We start from the raw sequence: 17,444 nt of genomic DNA, 5'->3' as shown, positions 1-17,444 counted from the left end.
GGCGTCGCCACCCTCGATTATTTACCCTGGGCAATCTTATGCTACAGCGGGGTCATCTTTGCATTGCTGTGGGCGGCAACGGGTATTGGCATCGCTAAATATGAACCTAATGACGACGCTGAGTACAGAGTTGAACAAAAATCCTAGCCACGTTCTGTGCATAAATAGACTTCGCTAATTTTTCGTTACTTAAATTTTATTTTTAGAGACCTGCCAGGAGTCAGCAATGTCTTTATTTGACGATATTGTCACAAGGGATGCTAATTGTCGCAAGTACGGGCAATTACAACAGATGTACGGCACTAATGATGTATTACCGCTGTGGATTGCAGATATGGATTTTGCCACACCAGAACCCATTCTGAATACGCTACGCGCTGTTATTGAACAACCCGTTCAGGGCTATAACCTGGATTACCCACAGTGGAAAGAAGCGGTTATTCATTGGTACGCACAACAATATGGCAGCTCCGTTCAGGGGGACTGGGTGCATTTTGTTCCAGGGGTCATCAAAACTATCGTACTATCATTGATGGCTCTCACCCGTTCAGGGGACAATATATTGACCTGTAGCCCAATATATGACCCCTACCCCAATCTGGTCAAAACCTGCGACAGAAATCTGGTTCAAACCCGCCTAATCGAGAAGGATGGGGGTTACGAATTTGACTGGCATGATTTCAGCGAGAAACTTAAAACATGCAAAATGTTTCTTTTTCCTTCTCCGCATAATCCCGGCGGGATGGTATGGCATCGCGAGACACTTGAAAGAATAAGTGACTATTGTCACGACGCGGGCGTCATCGTGATCGCGGATGAAGTTCACTGCGATCTGACCTTACCCGGTAAGACACACCACCCATTTTTCACCCTCAATGATGGGTTAAACAGTCAGTCAATCGTACTTGCCTCTATCAGCAAAACCTTTAATACCGCGGCGATACAAGGCGGAATTGCTATTATTAAGAATGATGAACTGCGCGAGCGGTTCTATCATTTTCTTGATAACTGCTACCTTGCCGAGACCCATTCTCTACAGCAGGCGGCCATCTACAGTGCCTATACTCACTGCAGCGACTGGCACCAGAAATTATTAGCCTATCTGGCTGATAATATAGCGTATGTGAAAGGTGAAATTGAAAAGCACTGCCCCTTGATCTCGGTTGTGTATGGTGGCGCATCCTACCTGTTGTTTCTGAATGCTGAAAAAATGGGCCTCAGCGATGAGCAACTGAGCGCTTTTTTTGTCCATGATGCCCGGCTTGGCCTGTCGCCAGGTTCTCAATATGGTCCAGCCGGAGAAGGCCACATGCGATTAAACGTAGGCTGTCCGCGAACCGTGCTGGAGGAGGCCATGGACAGGCTAAAAGAGGCATACCAGAAGAGGCTGGGTGCGTAGCGCTATACCCAATACTTGCCCTGCTAAGTCAGGGCAAAATAACTCAAAGATATTCCGTGAACGGCTATAAATACTTCCTCTTCTGTCTGCGGGTGTTAAACTGGAAAGTGTGATCTTCATCATAACCTGCTTAAACAGAGAAAAGAGACACTGCTATGCAACATATCATTGAGGGCTTCCTCAACTTCCAAAAAGAGATTTTCCCTCAACGTAAGGAACTCTTTCGCAGCCTGGCTTCCAGCCAGAATCCTAAAGCGCTTTTCATCTCCTGCTCGGACAGTCGTCTGGTACCTGAACTGGTTACACAGCAAGAGCCAGGGCAGCTTTTCGTTATCCGCAACGCGGGCAATATCGTCCCTTCTTTTGGCCCAGAACCTGGCGGTGTATCTGCCACCATCGAATACGCAGTGGTCGCGTTAGGCGTAACGGATATCGTTATCTGTGGTCACTCCAACTGCGGCGCAATGAAAGCAATTGCTGAAAGCCAGAGTCTGGATCCGATGCCTGCGGTCGCCCACTGGTTGCACTATGCCGATGCCGCGAAAGCAGTAGTCGACAAGAAAACCTGGGATAACGAAATCGATAAAGTTAATGCCATGGTGGAAGAGAACGTTATCGCTCAACTAAATAATATTAAAACGCATCCATCTGTCGCTGTCGGACTGCGTAATAATGCGCTGCGCCTGCACGGTTGGGTGTACGACATTGAAAGCGGTGAGATCCGTACGCTAGATAAAAACAGCAAAACGTACGTTTCACTGGCCGAAAATCCGCAGGTGCATTTCGAGTAAAATCTTCATCTGGAGCAAGGATGCTCTGGCAACGTCACACCGTCCCCTCCCCCCGCCACTCGTTCCGTAAGTGGACAAAAAACACGCTTGCGACTAGCTTTTAAACTAACCGTTAATGTTGCCGTATAGGTCTCCCCAGTGAATTGAAGCAACAAAAGGAACCGCTGCGAATGCAAACCAAATATAAAAGAATAATAAATATGTTATTTTATCATGAGTCGTGGGACATCATGATTATTAAGGACAATGCTTCGCATACTTTTCCCACTAACACGCTAGATATCCTGAATCGTACTCCGGCGCGGCAGCTAAAAAAGAAATATACCTTTCAGGCCGATCCTTTCATCATTGAGAGAAATAATAAAGTTTATATCTTTTATGAAGCATTAAGTTTTCGCAACTCAAGAGGAATACTGCGCTGCCGTATACTTGATGCCGACTTAGCAGAACTTGATGATGTGAAACTCGACGGCTTTGATTATCTAAAATGTCATTTATCCTTTCCTTTTATATTTGAGGTACATGACCAGCTTTTTATGATCCCTGAATCATCTGAAAGAAAAGAGGTTACATTATTCCAGTGCGTAGATTTCCCACAACGCTGGAAGGCGATAAAAGTTTTAATCTCGGGCGTGGCATTAACAGATAACGTGTTTTTTTCACTCAATGGTGCTTGTTATCTGTTATCAACGACAATGAATAATGAGCTGATGATCCATACTGCCGAGCACGTGAGCGGTCCGTGGCGGAAAATCACGCCCACCTTGCAGTTGAGCAACCTGCATCAACGAGGTGCGGGTGCCCCTCATAACATTGACAGCAAAATGTACTTCCTCACTCAGGAATGCACCCCGGAAACCTATGGGAAATCTATTTACATCAAAGAATTAGTCACGCTAAACGCATTTTCTTTTGATGAAAAGCTAATTGCACAGGTCAATGCAACCATCAACCAAAGCGACGGTGTACATACCTTAAACTTCACGAATAACTATCTTGTCTACGACAGCAAAATAAATACGTTTAGTTTTTTATCGATACTCAAAAAAATATCTTATAAGTGCATGGTGAAATTCAGAATTTTATCTCTTACCCGACGCCACTCATAGCACTGTATTTATAGCCGTGGCCTTGGTGAGTCAAAAATCTTTTTCATAAGACTTTCTCTGGAGGCTGTATGGCAATACTTGTCACTGGTGGCGCAGGTTATATTGGTTCACATACCGTTTTGACGCTTCTGGAGAGGGGTGATGAGGTCGTGGTCATCGATAATCTCTCGAATGCCTCGCAAACATCATTACATCGGGTCGCAGAACTCACCGGCAAAGAACCCATTATTTATATCGCCGACATCCTGGGCAGAGAAGCGTTAAAAACGATTTTTTCACGCCATGATATTAGTGATGTTATTCATTTTGCAGGGTTAAAATCAGTTTCAGAGTCTATAAAAGAGCCACTCGCGTATTATGATAACAATGTCACGGGGACGCTGGTTTTACTGAGTGAGATGTTGACTGCGGGTGTGCACAGCCTGATCTTCAGTTCTTCCGCAACGGTCTACGGTGATCCAGAATGCGTGCCACTCAGCGAACAATCACGTACCGGAGGCACCACGAATCCGTATGGCACCTCCAAATTAATGGTCGAACAGATTCTGGCGGATTTTTCACGCGCACACCCTGAGTTTCGCATCACCTGCCTACGCTATTTTAACCCCGTCGGCGCCCATCCCTCAGGCCGAATTGGTGAAGATCCGAACGGTATTCCCAATAACCTGGTTCCCTATATTTCTCAGGTTGCGATTGGCAAACTTGAAACCGTGTCGGTGTTTGGCAATGACTACCCGACCCCGGATGGCACAGGGGTACGTGATTATATTCACGTGATGGATCTGGCAACCGGTCATTTAGCGGCTTTGGATGGCCAGAATAAAGGTTCAGCGTATAAGGCGATTAACCTCGGTACCGGCATCGGCTATTCGGTGATGGATCTTATTGCCGCCTTTGAAAAAGCGGTTCAACGGAAAATTAAATATCAAATAGTCGCGAGAAGACCAGGGGACATCGCCGAGTGTTGGTCAGACCCGTCGCTGGCGCGCGAAGAACTGGGCTGGCAGGCTATCTACACGCTTGATGACATGATGCGCGACAGCTGGAACTGGCAGAAAAATAATCCTGATGGTTATCACGCTTAACACCCATCAACAATGAGCCTGCCCGCAGGCTCATTGTTGCTAATGGCTAACGAGCCGTAATCGACGACACTCGATACCAGCCGCTGCTCTGCTTCCCTTCATTGGCAAAATTTATTCTTGCAGCGCCCGATTTATCGACGATCGCCACTTCAATGGCGTATTTTCCTCTCGGTAACGCACCGGGCATAGGGAGTTGATAATTCAGCTGATGTTGGCCCGGCAGCCAGCAACGAATGTCTTCCGGTGAATTCCCCTGAGCAACAACATTGTTAGCATCATTAATAATACGAAATGACAGGGTGTAAGGAAGGTAAATCGGCGCAACGCCGTCATTGTACCAGGTACCGATCAGCGCCAGGCTACGACCATTTTCCCATACTGACTCATGGCTCAGAGAGGCCAGACGAAAGCGATAGCCCAGTCTGGTCAGCGCATCATCGACAATCGGCCGATACTCACTGGGCACCGTTCGCGATTTCAGGTTGATGGTACTGGCATGATGCTTCACCGCCCAGTCAAAAATCCCCTGCACCTCTGCGCGCGTATAATGAAAAAGGTTCTTCCAGTCCAGCATATACGAACAAATTTCCAGACTCACCGGCGATCGTTTCCAGGCATCGTTTAACCCGGAATAACTTTTCTGCGCAGCCAGCAATCGTTGCGGGTAATCATCTGCCATGTGATTCCAGTCATTGGAAAACACACGCAGGTCGCCCCAGCAGTCCGCGCGCCATCCAGCCCCTCGCGCCACCGCATTGGCCAGGCTTTGCCCACCACTCATCAACATAATTTTTGGCGTTACGGGAAATGCAGCAAAGTGCATATCGACGTAGCGATCCAATTGAGCTGTGGTGTATCTTTCCAGCAATGGTTTCAGCGTCGGAAAGTTGCTGTTATGCCATTCTCCCCACGATCCCACCATGCCAATATCGACAAACGCCAGGTTCTGATTACCATCGTAGCGCTTGCCAAATGCGTTCAGCAGACGTTGGCTATAGGCAATAAACAGGGGATCGTCGAGATCCGGGATAAAGGTTTTATGATCGGGTGTCCATTTTCCTTTCACCCCTTTTTTAATCAGCCAGTCGGGGATCTGCGAGCCGCTTTCCGGCTCCGCAAGGGCCATAAACCGCAGCCCCACGTTCATCGCGGGCCGATGCGCCGCCGCATATTTGAAGGCATCATCAACCAGCGCAAAATTATACCGGCCTTCCACAGGCTCCAGTTCCCGCCAGTAGAAGCGTTCATATTCAAACCCGGTATTGGGGTAATCCGCCAGGCCTGGCGTTTCGCCATAACCCTGATGAAAACTGGCCACTCCCATTCCAGGGTTCGTCAGCGGGCCATTCACAGCCTTGGGGGTGACGGTGGTTAATTCAGCCATTGCCGCTAGCGGACACAACAGACACAAAAGTGCAGAACCCCATTGACTCTTCATCGCAGTAACGCCCTCCACCGGTTGGTAAACGCTAGCGATCTTTCAGACTTAGCCACCAGTCCCAAATGCCCACGTGAAAATTCTGGAATACATCAATACCCAACGCTGATTTGATCATGTACAGCGTCAGTAATACGCAGCAGGTAACAAACAGCACAACAAACAGCAGTAACAACGCGATCAGGATATTGGATAGCGTCGATTCCTTGCGGTGCCAATGACGTAAATCCCTGCCAAACAAAAAGACCAGGTAAAAGCGCTTACCGAAAAAAGGAAAGCTTCTACGAAAATCGATCGCGTGTCTCGACCCCAGAGAAACGGCAAGCACCGCTTTCTCTACCCCGTCCTTTTGTTCCTGAGTTAATTGCTGTGATATCTGTGGATCAAGCACATCATAGAATCGTTCAACGATGGGCGGTCGGTTCTGAGAGTTGGGCAAAATTAACCTATATTTTTATCAATAGCGTGATAGACGTTGACTGTTTGTCTGGCGATTTCATGCCAGTTATAGTTTTGCAAATATACACTATAGTCAACGCTCTTTGCTGTCGCCCATCTAGCCATTTTCCCGGCCAGACTCGCCAGATTACCCACCTGAAAATACGCCTCTGTGGGTAACTTTACCTCCAGATTCGCCGGAATATCGCTCACCACCGCAGGCAGCGAAAATGACATGGCCTCCAGCAGCGCTATCGGCAACCCCTCATGATACGACGGCATGACAAACAGTTTTGCCTGCGAAAACACCGCCTGCAGCTCATCGCCGCGTAAAAATCCGGTCATCACCACGCCTGGCGTATCAGCAGCCTGCTGTTTGAGGCGAATACTGTATTCGGTCGGGTGATCCGCATCGCCAATTAACACTAATGGCATCGTCAAACCACTTTGTTGGTAGGCTGAAATGGCATCATGCATACCTTTTTCTTCCACGAATCGCCCCACCACCACAAGATAGTTTTTCGGCTGGAGACCATAACGCGATAACGTCTGGTGAAGGGTATGTTCTGATAATGCTCGCGGTGCGTTCACGCCATTATGAATTAAATGCGCATCATAGCGACCATACTTTTTCTGGATAAGCTGATTGATAACCTCAGAAATCACAATCACTTCACTGGCATATTTCACCGCCCAGCGCTCACCGATCAATAATATTTTCTTTGCCATATACCCCCATTTCTGGCGGTCGTAGTCAGGTCCATGATGGGTGAAAACCACCTTCTTACCCAGTAATCGCAATAACGGAACCACCAAACCTGGACCAATAGCGTGGACGTGTACGATAGTCGAGCGATCAAAACAGGTGCTGAACGCGGCTAAAACGGAATGGACAATTGCTTCCAGTGAACGTTTTTTAGGTGCCCACAGCGCATGGGTTTCGACATTCTTATACGATGAGCGGGTGTAATTCACGTACGGCGAGCGAGCAATCACACAAATATCAACATCGCATAGCCGTTTAATTTCTGGATAAAGATGTTGGCAGTGCGTTTCCACCCCACCTAATACATCAGGAATCCCACGCGTGCCAAATACCGTTATTTTTTTACGCATATTATGGCCTGCCCAGTAGTTCTTTATACAATGCCTGCAACGTTTCCATATGCCTGCTGAGCGCATATTTTTCACTCAGCCGTTGACGTCCATTGATGCCCATTACCCGTGCTTTCTCCGGGTCTTCAACCAGCGAATCCATCGCCTCTGCCAACGCCTGCGCATTGCCCGGCGTAAATAAAATTCCTTCAACACCATCACGAATTTGTTCAGGGATCCCGCCAATGCGTGAGCCAATGACCGGCTTGCCTAATGACATTGCCTCTAACACCGCCATCGAACAGTTTTCATAACACTCTGAAGGCAGGATCACCGCCCGGGCATGTTTGATCAGCTGGTCCAGGGCTTCCCCTTGTTGCACATAGCCTAAAAACTCCACGTCCGGATATTGGGCAATCAACTCGTCATGTAACGGGCCATGACCGACAATTTTCAGCGCCACCGGGTTGCGCATTTTCTGGTGAGCGGCCAGCAACGTTGCCACCCCCTTTTCACGGCTCAGGCGGCCAAAGTACAGCATATAACCTTCATCGCCAGTCGTCTCCACGGGCCGGCTGTCATCTACGCCATTGACGATGACATCGATACGCGAATGCGGCAGCACACGTAGCAAAATGCCGCGTAAAAATGCGCTGGGGGACACGATCACATCCAGCGCCTGATAATTTTGTGCAATGTATTGCCAGGTAGCCTCTAAAGAGAGCAGTAAACTCCTGGCCGCAGACCCTTCCTGACAGCGGTATCTGGAGGCATTGAAGACGGTCCCAGTAATACAGGCATCGCACACTTTCCCGTCGCGCAGCATAGAGTATGAAGGGCAGACAATTTTATAGTCGTGGGCGGTCAGCACCGTTTTACAGCCAAAATCGCGCGCGACTTTAATCAACGCCGGCGTCAACTGATGATAAATATTATGGAAATGAACGATATCCGGGCGTTCTTTTTGCAGCAAGATCTGCATTTTTCGACAGGCTTCGGCGTTATGAATAAAGCTAACCGCCGTTCTAATACCGCCTAACAGGTTACTGTCTGTATGGTAATCAATATTTTTGACAAAAAAATCCGCATACTCCGAGGGGAAATTTTTCTCATGCTGCATCGAAAAATCAACCACCTGTATGCCGGCCTTTTTCAGCATTTCGCGCTCCTGAAAATAAACCGTTTCCGCCCCACCCTTAATAAAGAAAAACTTGTTAACCAATAAAATTTTCATTATACCGGCCCTTTTTATTGTTGAATGATTTTACTGTTGGGCGGAGTCAGCGGATCGCGTACCGGATTAAGACTCCCTTTAAGCAATCCCGCGGAACGGACAATCATATTAATGACACTTTGAACCCCATCACTGAGTGAGCGATTTTGCACAATTTTCCACAGTGTGAACGCCTGTAATGGCAGCAACACGAGGGTAATAACGCTGCCGTTGACGGTGACCAGTGCGGCAAACAGGATAAGCAGGTACAGCGCAAATACCGCCTCATTTTTGACCATCTTGAGGGCGCGTACAAAATACAGTGTACCCCAGCTACAGCGCAACAGCTCTCCCGGCGCCTGGTAATAGCCGCTTAACCAGCGATGTTTCAGCATCTTGAAGGTCGGCAGGGTGTGTGATGTATGGCTAAAATAAGGGATATCCAGACGACGTAGTTTGTAGCCGGCATCGGTTAATCGCAGCCCCAGCTCGGCCTCTTCATAGGCGTGCAAATTCCGGTTGGTCAGATAGCCAATCTTTTCAATCGCCGCACGACGATACAGCCCGCCGCCGCCTAAATGGTCACAATCACCCACGGGATAGATCTGGTTAATTCGCTGTTTACGGGATTTGAACTCATAGTTCACGGCATCATCCATTTCGACGGTTCCCGCCACGCCGGCATACTCTTCGTGCGCCTGTAAAAAGGCAACGGCCCGATCGACAAATCCGTCTTCCAGCGCCATATCTCCGTCCATCAACAGCAGGTACTCGCCTTCGCTATAAAGGTAGCCCAACTGGTGTCCGACACCGCAGCAGCGATCGCCCGGCTCCGTTAATGACACTACCGTCACCCCTTTATTCACAGCCAGTTGCTGGGTGCTATCTGTCGACAGGCTATCGGCCACAATAATTTTATGCGGATATCCCACCAGCTGTCGGCGAATGCTGTCGATGGTTTTCTCAATACCTTTCGCTTCGTTGAGCGTTTTAATACTCACCGAGATAAACGGGATATTATCCATACCCTCCTCCTGCGCTGCGAAGAACGGTGCGACGAATCACTAAGCTTGACCCGAGGGACAAATAAAACAGGAACTGCAGCATTGGCGTTATCATCAGGATTTGGCTATAAGGTAAGCTCACTAAACACGCGATCGCAAAAGCGTTATACGCTGGCGCAAAGCTCAACAGTTGCAGGTCCTGTGGATCCAGTTGTTCAAGCGCCAATACCGGTTTTGGCTGACACACTTTTAGAATATAAATAAACAGACCGATAAACAGCAGCGTGCCAATCACGCCAATTTCCCACAGCAGCATACTCAGCGACGTGGAGTCCAGGATCAGGTTATAGACAATATTCAAAAATCCAGGTGACACCGAACTTCCACTGTTCGTCGCATTCAGGCCGTAGCCAAATAGCGTACCGGACAGTCCCCACAGATCGTTATTTTTAAGCCAGAACAAAAATGTTGTGAAGCGGCCCAGTTCACCGGTCGACATGATGTAGTTAGGATCAAAGATATAGCTCAGTGAATCGATAAAAACGCTGAGAGCGCTTTTGGTTGGATCGCCACCAAAAGCCGAGGAATAATACCAGGCCAGAATCACCATCGACAGGCCGATAAGCACCAGCATACTCACGACAATCATCAATAACATTTTGAGGTTTATTTTACTGACGTCTTTAACATAGCTCGGCGAAACCCACACCCAGGCCAGGAACAGCGGTGAAAGTAGAATGACAAACTTCACTTCACCAATAATACACAGCCCAAATCCAAGAATAATATGCAGCGCCATCGATTTAAACGTCGTCAGCCCGTGTTTATATTCCGAGAGCTTAAGCAACATAATCAGCAAGCAAAATAGCCCCATTGCCGCCGTATTACCGCCGCCCATTGGGTCGCCGCCGAAGGTCCCGACCACCGAGTCCCATTTTTCCTCTTCGCCGCGCTGAGCCACGCGCTGGGGAACCACCAGTAATACCTGATAAATCATCACCGGTACTTGCGCGTAAAACACCCAATACAGATAGCGTGTTGCCCGATAAATCTGTGATTCCCGGCAGAATCCCAGCAGCAAACAGATCATCACCAGCGACAATGCTATCTCGTTTTTAAAGGCCACAATCGCGACGGTTATTCCGCCCTGCAGCAGGGTTGAAGCCCCTGCCAGCAGCAGAAAAGAGAAATACAGCGCAAGAATAATGGTCTCCTGAGCATCCAGATGCAGCGGGCTCTCACGCGTTTGCATCACCATTAACCCCACCATCAGCAGCGTCAGGAAAAACGGGATCCACAGCACCGACTGCATGCCGGTAAAATATTGCACCAGTCCACACAGGATCAGCGTGATAAAGGTACAGGCCTGTAAATAATATCCGGTATTCAGAGTCATAATATCACCGGCTTGTCTTTCAAAAGATTAGCACGCTGGTTCATTTTTAAATAAATGAACCCATAGCGAATAAATGTCAGCGCAGAAAACAAGATGACTGACGTGGCATAGTCTTTATAAAAATAGGGCACCACCACAAAAGCGACGAGCACAATCGCCAGCTGTTCGAGCTGAATACGCAAAAAATAGCGATGGGAACCAAAAATAAGCTCAATTACCGTGAGTGGGCTGATCGCCAGCGCCGGGAACAAATAAGGCAGCATATAGCGGGATGTCTCAATGGAGTTAATCCAGTCCTCACTAAACCCCAGCCGCATCACGATGGGATAGAAAATAAACACCCCGAGAGTACAAACCACCCCGAGGATTAAAAGCAGCAAACGCACCTTCGTATATTCCTGATAATTAAAGGTGTTATTTCTGAAATCAATAGACCACTTGGAGAAAATGGTATTGCGCACCGCATTGCCGATGATCACCACCGGTGCCAGACAGAACCGACTGACGACGGAAAAATAGCCCGCCGTCAGCGCCGAAAACCAGAAGTTAATCAGCATAATCGGTAAATTGCTGCTGGCCATCGCCAGCACCTCAGCGCTGCCGACTTTGCTGATGTGATGAATATTATCCTTAAAGAACCGCCAATTATTCATTGGACGCAGATGCCCGGACGTCACCGAACGGATATCAAACGAATGCAAAATACAGCTCGATGTCAGCAATATCATCGCGCACGCCCACGACCAGTAAAAGGTCTGTACCTGATGCGTGAGCAGTACTGAGAGCACCACCACCACCGAAACTGAGATACGCTGAAAAATCAGAAAATAAAAATTGGCCGTGCGCAGAGATAAATTCTCTGAGATTAACGCCCACGCCGTAGAGAGCGTCAGCAAATAGAGAAACAGGATATTCTGATGAAACAACCACGCGGTCAATACGGCGTACGGCAACGCAATCAGCGTACTTTGCAGCAGACAAAACACCACATTTTGCGCGAGACTGTCGTCATGCTGCTTAGGAATTAGCAGCTGTGAGGCAAAGGTACAAACCTGAGCTCCCACCACCGCAATACTGTAGTTGAGCGCGTACAGCCCGACCTCGGCCATGTCATACTTGTGTGAGATCAACCAGATAGACAGCGCACCAATCAACTGCGAAATGATTGATGAGCCAGCTATCGTCGACGCGCTCTTCAGTAAGCTCATACGCGACCTGGCGTCGTCATCAGTTGGTCAGTGCTGAAGTTCAGTGAACGCAGCCCTTCCTGCATTTCAAGGTTTTTTTCTTCCACCCCGTTCAGCACAGCGCCAATCACCACGCCCTGATTCTCCTCAATCTTATCCAGCGCGCTGGCAATCGTCTGTGCCGTCCCCACACCGGCTTTCACGATGAAAATAACCCCGTCGGCGGCTCGCTTAATCAATTGAATATCCTGGCTCTGATTCACCGCCGCCACATCAATAATAATGCGCTGATAGCGCGACTTCAGCTCGCGCATCAAGGGCTCTACATTTTCCGACGACAGCATCAGTAAAGAGGAGATGGTGGGCTTACCACGCGGAATAAAATCAAGATTCTCATGTATCGTAATCCGCGCGTTCTCCAGCACGATCTCGCCACGTAGCAGCTCCGCCATGCCCGCAGATGCCGGTGTGGCAAGCTCATTCGTCAGGCCATCGTTATTAAAGAAATCGGCATCAATGAGCAGCGTTTTCTGATCAAAACTGAATGAGCTCGCCAGCAAATTGGCCAGCAGAGAGCGCCCTTCACCGTGCCCGGTAGACGCCACAGCAACCGTCTGTAAGGGCCGGCTATCCAGCATTATCCGAGTGCGGATACCGTGAATAATGTCGGCATTCAGCGGGTTCTTCAAAATCATATCCCGAACCTGCGCCCGCCCGGTTATCCCGCTAAACCGGCGGATTTCCCCCAGCGGTACAAGATTAAGGCGTTTGCTCATACGACTCAGGCTACGAATGGAATTATCCATTGCCGCTTTGACAATGAAGTACATGATGCTAAACACCACCGCCATCAGGACCACCATCACCAACAGCAACGACTTATTCGGTTTTGCCGGTTTTAACGGGGGCACCGCAGGATCGTACAGCACGGCATCTGCATTGACTCCGGACAGCGACAGCTCTTGGGTCCGCTGATAAAGGGTTTTATACAGATCTTCCATCTTATCCAACGACAGTTTTTGGCTGTTGTAGATATCCCGTTTTGACGCCATTTTCTGGAAGATGTCTTTCTGCTGCACCAACTGTTGCTGATAATTTGTTTCGTCTGCCAGCGCGGCCAGATATTGCTGGCGTAAGCCGACTTTCAGTTCACTCAGCACCCGCCCGGTTTGATTTTGGATCGACTGCACATCGGCTTCTGCTTTTAAGATGGCGGCGTTTTTCGGCCCATATACTTTTCGCTGTTCGGACAACGCACGCTGCGCCTGAATTAAGGCGATACGTAAGTCCTGAATCTGGGCATGGTTAGACACCGAGGGCAAAGAGATAATACTATCCAGTGACTTCCTTCCCCCATTCACCTCGTTATAGACAGATTCTGCGGCAACCCGGCGCTGGGTCGCATCGGCCAGACGGTTAGTCACGATGCTAAGCTGCTCGGTTTCAAAACCATCAATACCGCGGAAGGTTAATAACCCGGCATTTTTCAGATAGTCATCCATCTCCTCTTTTTGCTTCACGATGGACGTCTGAACCTCTGCCATCTTGTCAGCGTTCAGCGCTTTCGCATTCTCCACTTTCTGCCGCTTTTGCTCGACCGTGTAGTTGATAAAAGCCTGCGCGACGCCATTGGCTATCTCAGCCGATTGCTGCGGTGAGGTTGACTCATAGGAAATAGAAGCCAGATTGGTCGTACGAATACCGATGACTTTCAGGTTTTGTGACAAGGTCTTCAGCGCTTGATCAACTCTCTGTTGCTGATTTTCAACGCTATGAGTCACGGCCGTCGCCGATTTAACGCCTGTAAAGTCGGGATTTTCATCAAGCTTAAGATCGCGTACCGCCTGTTCGAGGATAATGCGTGACTGCATCAGCGCATATTGCGTTTCGTAATACCCGCTACGCGTTGAATCAAACCCATCAACCTGCGGAAATGGCGAAACATTATCGGCTTGTGCCTTGATCAGCACCGTTGCCGTCGAGACATACTTTGCTGACATCATGCTGATCAAGGGATACGCCACCACCCCGGCGATAATTCCGGCCAGCGCGATTTTCCAGGCATTCTTTTTAAGTTCTTTGGCAAAACGGAAGAGTTCTACTGCGTTTTCTCGTTTTTTGCCGTTTTCCACTATAGATAGTTTCATCGTTAGAAGAACCCCATGCCAATGATCACGACGTCGCCTGGACGCACCGAGTGCGTTAAATCCACATTCTCCAGCAGTAGATGACTGCCCGCCTGGCGAATATTGATATCTTTGCGGTCAGCGCGATCGGTAAATCCTCCCGCCTGAGCAATCGCTTTCTCCACGGTAAGCCCCGGCTCATACGCGAAAGCATTAGGGCTTTTCACTTCGCCTGATACGTAATATTTACGGAATTCAGCGACGCTGACCGTCACCATGGGATTGACCATATATCCATTACGCAGGCGTTGCGTTAATTCTGCTGTCACCTGGTCTGGTGTTTTCTCTTTTAATACGAGCGCGCCAATATAAGGGAAATTGATGGTTCCACTTTTATCGACGATAAATCTCATGGTCATCTCGGGTTCGCCATAAACCACAATATTGACCGTATCCCCCGCACCAAGACGGTAATCCTCTGAGCTCACAGTAGGATCGTCCGTTAATGGTGGCCTGGACGTTGCGCATCCGACCAACAGGATACTAAATAGAAAAAACGCGCACAGTTCTATTATTTTCATTTTAGATCTGAACCTTAGCTGTAAGCATAATCATAGAATTATCATAACCTAGCGTTCTGATGACTTCCTGATTGTCGTTGGGACCGATATAAAACGAGTCAGTATCCTTATTAGAATTCAATGTATCTAACTGATATTTAATTGCAAAATTAACAGATGGCGTGTAGTCATAGCTCACGGTTACGCTAAATACACCATTTTTATCATGTCGATCCTTGTTCTGTTTTTTATAATCTTCCATGGTGTAGGCATAGTCGAGGAGGGTAGAAAAACGATTACCCAACCAAAAATGCTGGTAAGAAATCCCATATTCGGTCACTAAAATATAGCCACCAACCTCCGATGGGTCTTTAATACTTTGTGACGTCCGCACAGTGAAAACAGATTGCTGTAACGGCTTCCACTCCCCTTTTATATCCCAGTTTAGACCATTAAAATCATGCGAGTTTGGATCGTTTTCAAATGTTTTGTACAACCATGAAATATTCATGTCGACATTGGTTTTACCCGTCAACTGCGATTTCAGGCCGTAAAGAAAATAGTATTCATTACTGTCTTTTTCTGAGTTGTTATCGTAATGACGCTGGTTAGTAATAAAACTATAGCGAAAACGCGTTCTCGACGTGTACTGGTCAAAAATTTCTGCTACCAGGCTATTTTCATGCCATTCCTGCTGCTGAATGTAGGTGTAAAAATCTTCACTGGTATCCTGAACATCCGACGTATTACCGAACGTCAGCTTTTTGTATAACAACGCCAGTTCCGCTTTCCCGCGCCCATCTGGCGCACCGTAACTGTAGCGCAACTCACTGTTGATAAAATTTGTCGATAGCGGGGAGGTTATTCCATACTGGCGAAACTGGCTCGGCAGAAAGCCTTCTGTAATATCGCGACCACGATCTTCATGTCCCAGAGAATCTTCCAGATTCAGGGTTAAGCCGTGCATTCGCCCGTAACGCCAGGCACCGTTAAAACGGAAAAAATGATCGTTGTAGTTATCCGCGGAATCGCTGGAATAGTGCCGATAATCCCCCGAATACATCAGCAAATACGTATCCTGACCGCGCTCGCCGATCATACTCAGTACGGGCGCAGCACTCTGAAATGCGGAACCTTTCGCATCGCGGTTATGTGGCTGATATGTCACGTTATCATCATAACCATAATCCACCGCAACCTTGCCCTGGAAATCGATCCCCGCAAAGCCAATGTGTGATTTCGGTGTCAGATCAGCCCATGCGGACTGCGATATCACGATCCCGGTAATAACGAGTATTTTAGTATGCATTCTTACCGACAAATCCTTTGAAAATGGTTTTAATAATAATTTTTATATCCAGCCATAATGACCAGTTCTGAATATATTCAATGTCATACTGGACTCTTTTTTCCATCTTATAGAGCGCATCGATTTCCCCACGAAATCCGTTAATCTGCGCGAGTCCGGTGATTCCTGGCTTCACTTTATGGCGGATCATGTAATTTTCGACCTGCTTGCGATACTGCTCATTATGCGTAACCGCATGTGGTCTGGGACCGACAATCGACATACTGCCCTGCAATACATTAATAAATTGCGGTAACTCATCGAGCGAGGTGCGGCGTAAAAAACTGCCGAATTTCGTCACGCGTGGATCGTTCTTCGTAGCCTGAATAACGGTGTCAGAATTCTCCATCACCCGCATTGAGCGAAACTTCCAGACCTTAATTTTTTGCCCGCTCAGACCATACCTGTCTTGTTTGAAAAATACTGGTCCGCGCGAGGTGAGTTTGATCCCAACGGCGATGGCTAACATCAGTGAGGAGATCATCACCATAATGAGACTGCCGAGCACCAGATCCTCTGCTCGTTTAATAAACGATCCTGCACCTTCAAACGGCGAGCTAAAGATGCCGATGGTTTGCAGATTGTGGATCGAGCGCAGCTTGGACATATTGTTACTGTAGGTATAAAAGTCAGGCACAATATAGGTATCAACCGTAGTATCAGACATCATCGACAAAAAATGACGAATGCGTTCCAACGCCACCATCGGTAGCGCAATATAGATTTCATCTATATTCCCATTTTTGGCTTCTTCAACTAAATTAATGACCGAACCGCGAAAGGGGCTTTTTATTTTATCAACCACATCGCCACAACGTTCTGGACTGCGCTCATCATAAAACGCCAGATCTAATTTGATGTTGGCATATTCCGTAGTCAACGCATTTTCCGCCGCCAGACCATTCTCGGTCAGGCCAATAACAGCAACGCGAATATGTTTCTTGGCTGAGTATTTAAAAATGAAATAACGAATAAAATAAAGAACAGGTAACGGAATAAAATACCAAATGACAATAGCTGAACAAAAAGGCGGATCCAGCGAATTTAAGTACCCTAGCGACTGAGGTTCTGCAATAGCCGTGCGGACCCATTCGTTACAGAGAATAGCCAGCAGGATACACGACAGCAGTCTCTTTTGGCTACGCAGGCTAATAGTTTTGATCTTCTGCTGGTACATTTTGGTGTATTCAGCAAACAACAAAAACAGAAGTGAGAAGATCACACTGAGGATTGCAATCGTCGAAAACGGCAGCAT

General features: G+C 47.9%; 15 protein-coding genes and 1 pseudogene. 5 read left to right on the top strand and 11 right to left on the bottom strand.

Translation table 11 applies throughout. The features are described from left to right. The 5 genes and pseudogenes from IMQ48_RS22995 to galE form a co-directional block, all read left to right on the top strand. Positions 1-147: pseudogene (locus tag IMQ48_RS22995) on the top strand (Na+/H+ antiporter NhaC); the annotation flags it as partial. A 79-nt stretch (positions 148-226) separates the two neighbouring features. Beyond that, positions 227-1,399 (top strand): MalY/PatB family protein, encoded by a 1,173-nt coding sequence (locus tag IMQ48_RS06270; RefSeq protein ID WP_196208329.1) that lies wholly within the window; start codon positions 227-229, stop codon positions 1,397-1,399. A 155-nt stretch (positions 1,400-1,554) separates the two neighbouring features. Beyond that, on the top strand, positions 1,555-2,190 hold the full coding sequence (locus IMQ48_RS06265; protein ID WP_196208328.1) for a carbonic anhydrase: 636 nt from the start codon (positions 1,555-1,557) through the stop codon (positions 2,188-2,190). Positions 2,191-2,360: 170 nt separating this feature from the next. Beyond that, the gene (locus tag IMQ48_RS06260) at positions 2,361-3,299 is read left to right on the top strand and encodes a hypothetical protein (protein ID WP_196208327.1); all 939 of its coding nucleotides are present in this window, start codon (positions 2,361-2,363) and stop codon (positions 3,297-3,299) included. Positions 3,300-3,367: 68 nt separating this feature from the next. Beyond that, the gene (gene galE, locus IMQ48_RS06255; protein WP_196208326.1) at positions 3,368-4,384 is read left to right on the top strand and encodes a UDP-glucose 4-epimerase GalE; all 1,017 of its coding nucleotides are present in this window, start codon (positions 3,368-3,370) and stop codon (positions 4,382-4,384) included. A gap of 46 nt (positions 4,385-4,430) precedes the next feature. Here galE and IMQ48_RS06250 read toward each other — a convergent pair whose 3' ends face one another. The 11 genes from IMQ48_RS06250 to IMQ48_RS06200 all read right to left on the bottom strand — a co-directional run. After that, positions 4,431-5,822, bottom strand: coding sequence for a DUF4832 domain-containing protein (locus IMQ48_RS06250; RefSeq protein WP_196208325.1), 1,392 nt, complete (start codon positions 5,820-5,822; stop codon positions 4,431-4,433). 31 nt (positions 5,823-5,853) lie between these two features. Next, on the bottom strand, positions 5,854-6,261 hold the full coding sequence (locus IMQ48_RS06245) for a hypothetical protein (protein ID WP_196208324.1): 408 nt from the start codon (positions 6,259-6,261) through the stop codon (positions 5,854-5,856). A gap of 2 nt (positions 6,262-6,263) precedes the next feature. Next, entirely contained in the window at positions 6,264-7,376 is a 1,113-nt protein-coding gene (locus tag IMQ48_RS06240) for a glycosyltransferase family 4 protein (RefSeq protein WP_196208323.1), read from the bottom strand. Position 7,377: 1 nt separating this feature from the next. After that, positions 7,378-8,589 carry a glycosyltransferase family 4 protein gene (locus IMQ48_RS06235; RefSeq protein ID WP_196208322.1) on the bottom strand — a complete coding sequence of 404 codons (1,212 nt, stop codon included), beginning with the start codon at positions 8,587-8,589 and terminating at the stop codon, positions 7,378-7,380. A 14-nt stretch (positions 8,590-8,603) separates the two neighbouring features. Next, a complete protein-coding gene (locus IMQ48_RS06230) occupies positions 8,604-9,593 on the bottom strand; it encodes a glycosyltransferase family 2 protein (protein ID WP_196208321.1) in 990 nt (329 codons plus the stop codon). Continuing rightward, the gene (locus tag IMQ48_RS06225; protein WP_196208320.1) at positions 9,586-10,968 is read right to left on the bottom strand and encodes a capsular biosynthesis protein; all 1,383 of its coding nucleotides are present in this window, start codon (positions 10,966-10,968) and stop codon (positions 9,586-9,588) included. The genes IMQ48_RS06230 and IMQ48_RS06225 overlap by 8 nt, the downstream gene beginning before the upstream one ends. Next, entirely contained in the window at positions 10,965-12,176 is a 1,212-nt protein-coding gene (locus IMQ48_RS06220; RefSeq protein WP_196208319.1) for a lipopolysaccharide biosynthesis protein, read from the bottom strand. Before IMQ48_RS06220 ends, IMQ48_RS06225 begins: the two co-directional genes overlap by 4 nt. Further along, positions 12,173-14,302, bottom strand: a complete 2,130-nt coding sequence (locus tag IMQ48_RS06215; RefSeq protein ID WP_196208318.1) for a tyrosine-protein kinase domain-containing protein — start codon at positions 14,300-14,302, stop codon at positions 12,173-12,175. The genes IMQ48_RS06220 and IMQ48_RS06215 overlap by 4 nt, the downstream gene beginning before the upstream one ends. Before the next feature lie 2 nt (positions 14,303-14,304). Next, positions 14,305-14,862: a polysaccharide biosynthesis/export family protein gene (locus IMQ48_RS06210; RefSeq protein ID WP_196208317.1), complete on the bottom strand. Its 558-nt coding sequence runs from the start codon at positions 14,860-14,862 to the stop codon at positions 14,305-14,307. A gap of 1 nt (position 14,863) precedes the next feature. Continuing rightward, positions 14,864-16,150 carry an outer membrane beta-barrel protein gene (locus IMQ48_RS06205; RefSeq protein ID WP_196208316.1) on the bottom strand — a complete coding sequence of 429 codons (1,287 nt, stop codon included), beginning with the start codon at positions 16,148-16,150 and terminating at the stop codon, positions 14,864-14,866. Continuing rightward, the coding region (locus tag IMQ48_RS06200) for an undecaprenyl-phosphate glucose phosphotransferase (RefSeq protein WP_196208315.1) at positions 16,140-17,444 on the bottom strand (1,305 nt) is incomplete at its 5' end. The genes IMQ48_RS06205 and IMQ48_RS06200, both read right to left, overlap by 11 nt.

The sequence above is a fragment of the Citrobacter sp. Res13-Sevr-PEB04-36 genome (assembly GCF_015672735.1).
Lineage (GTDB): Bacteria > Pseudomonadota > Gammaproteobacteria > Enterobacterales > Enterobacteriaceae > Citrobacter.
The sequence above is the reverse complement of the archived record's forward strand: the minus strand, read 5'-3'. Positions and strand labels throughout refer to the sequence as shown.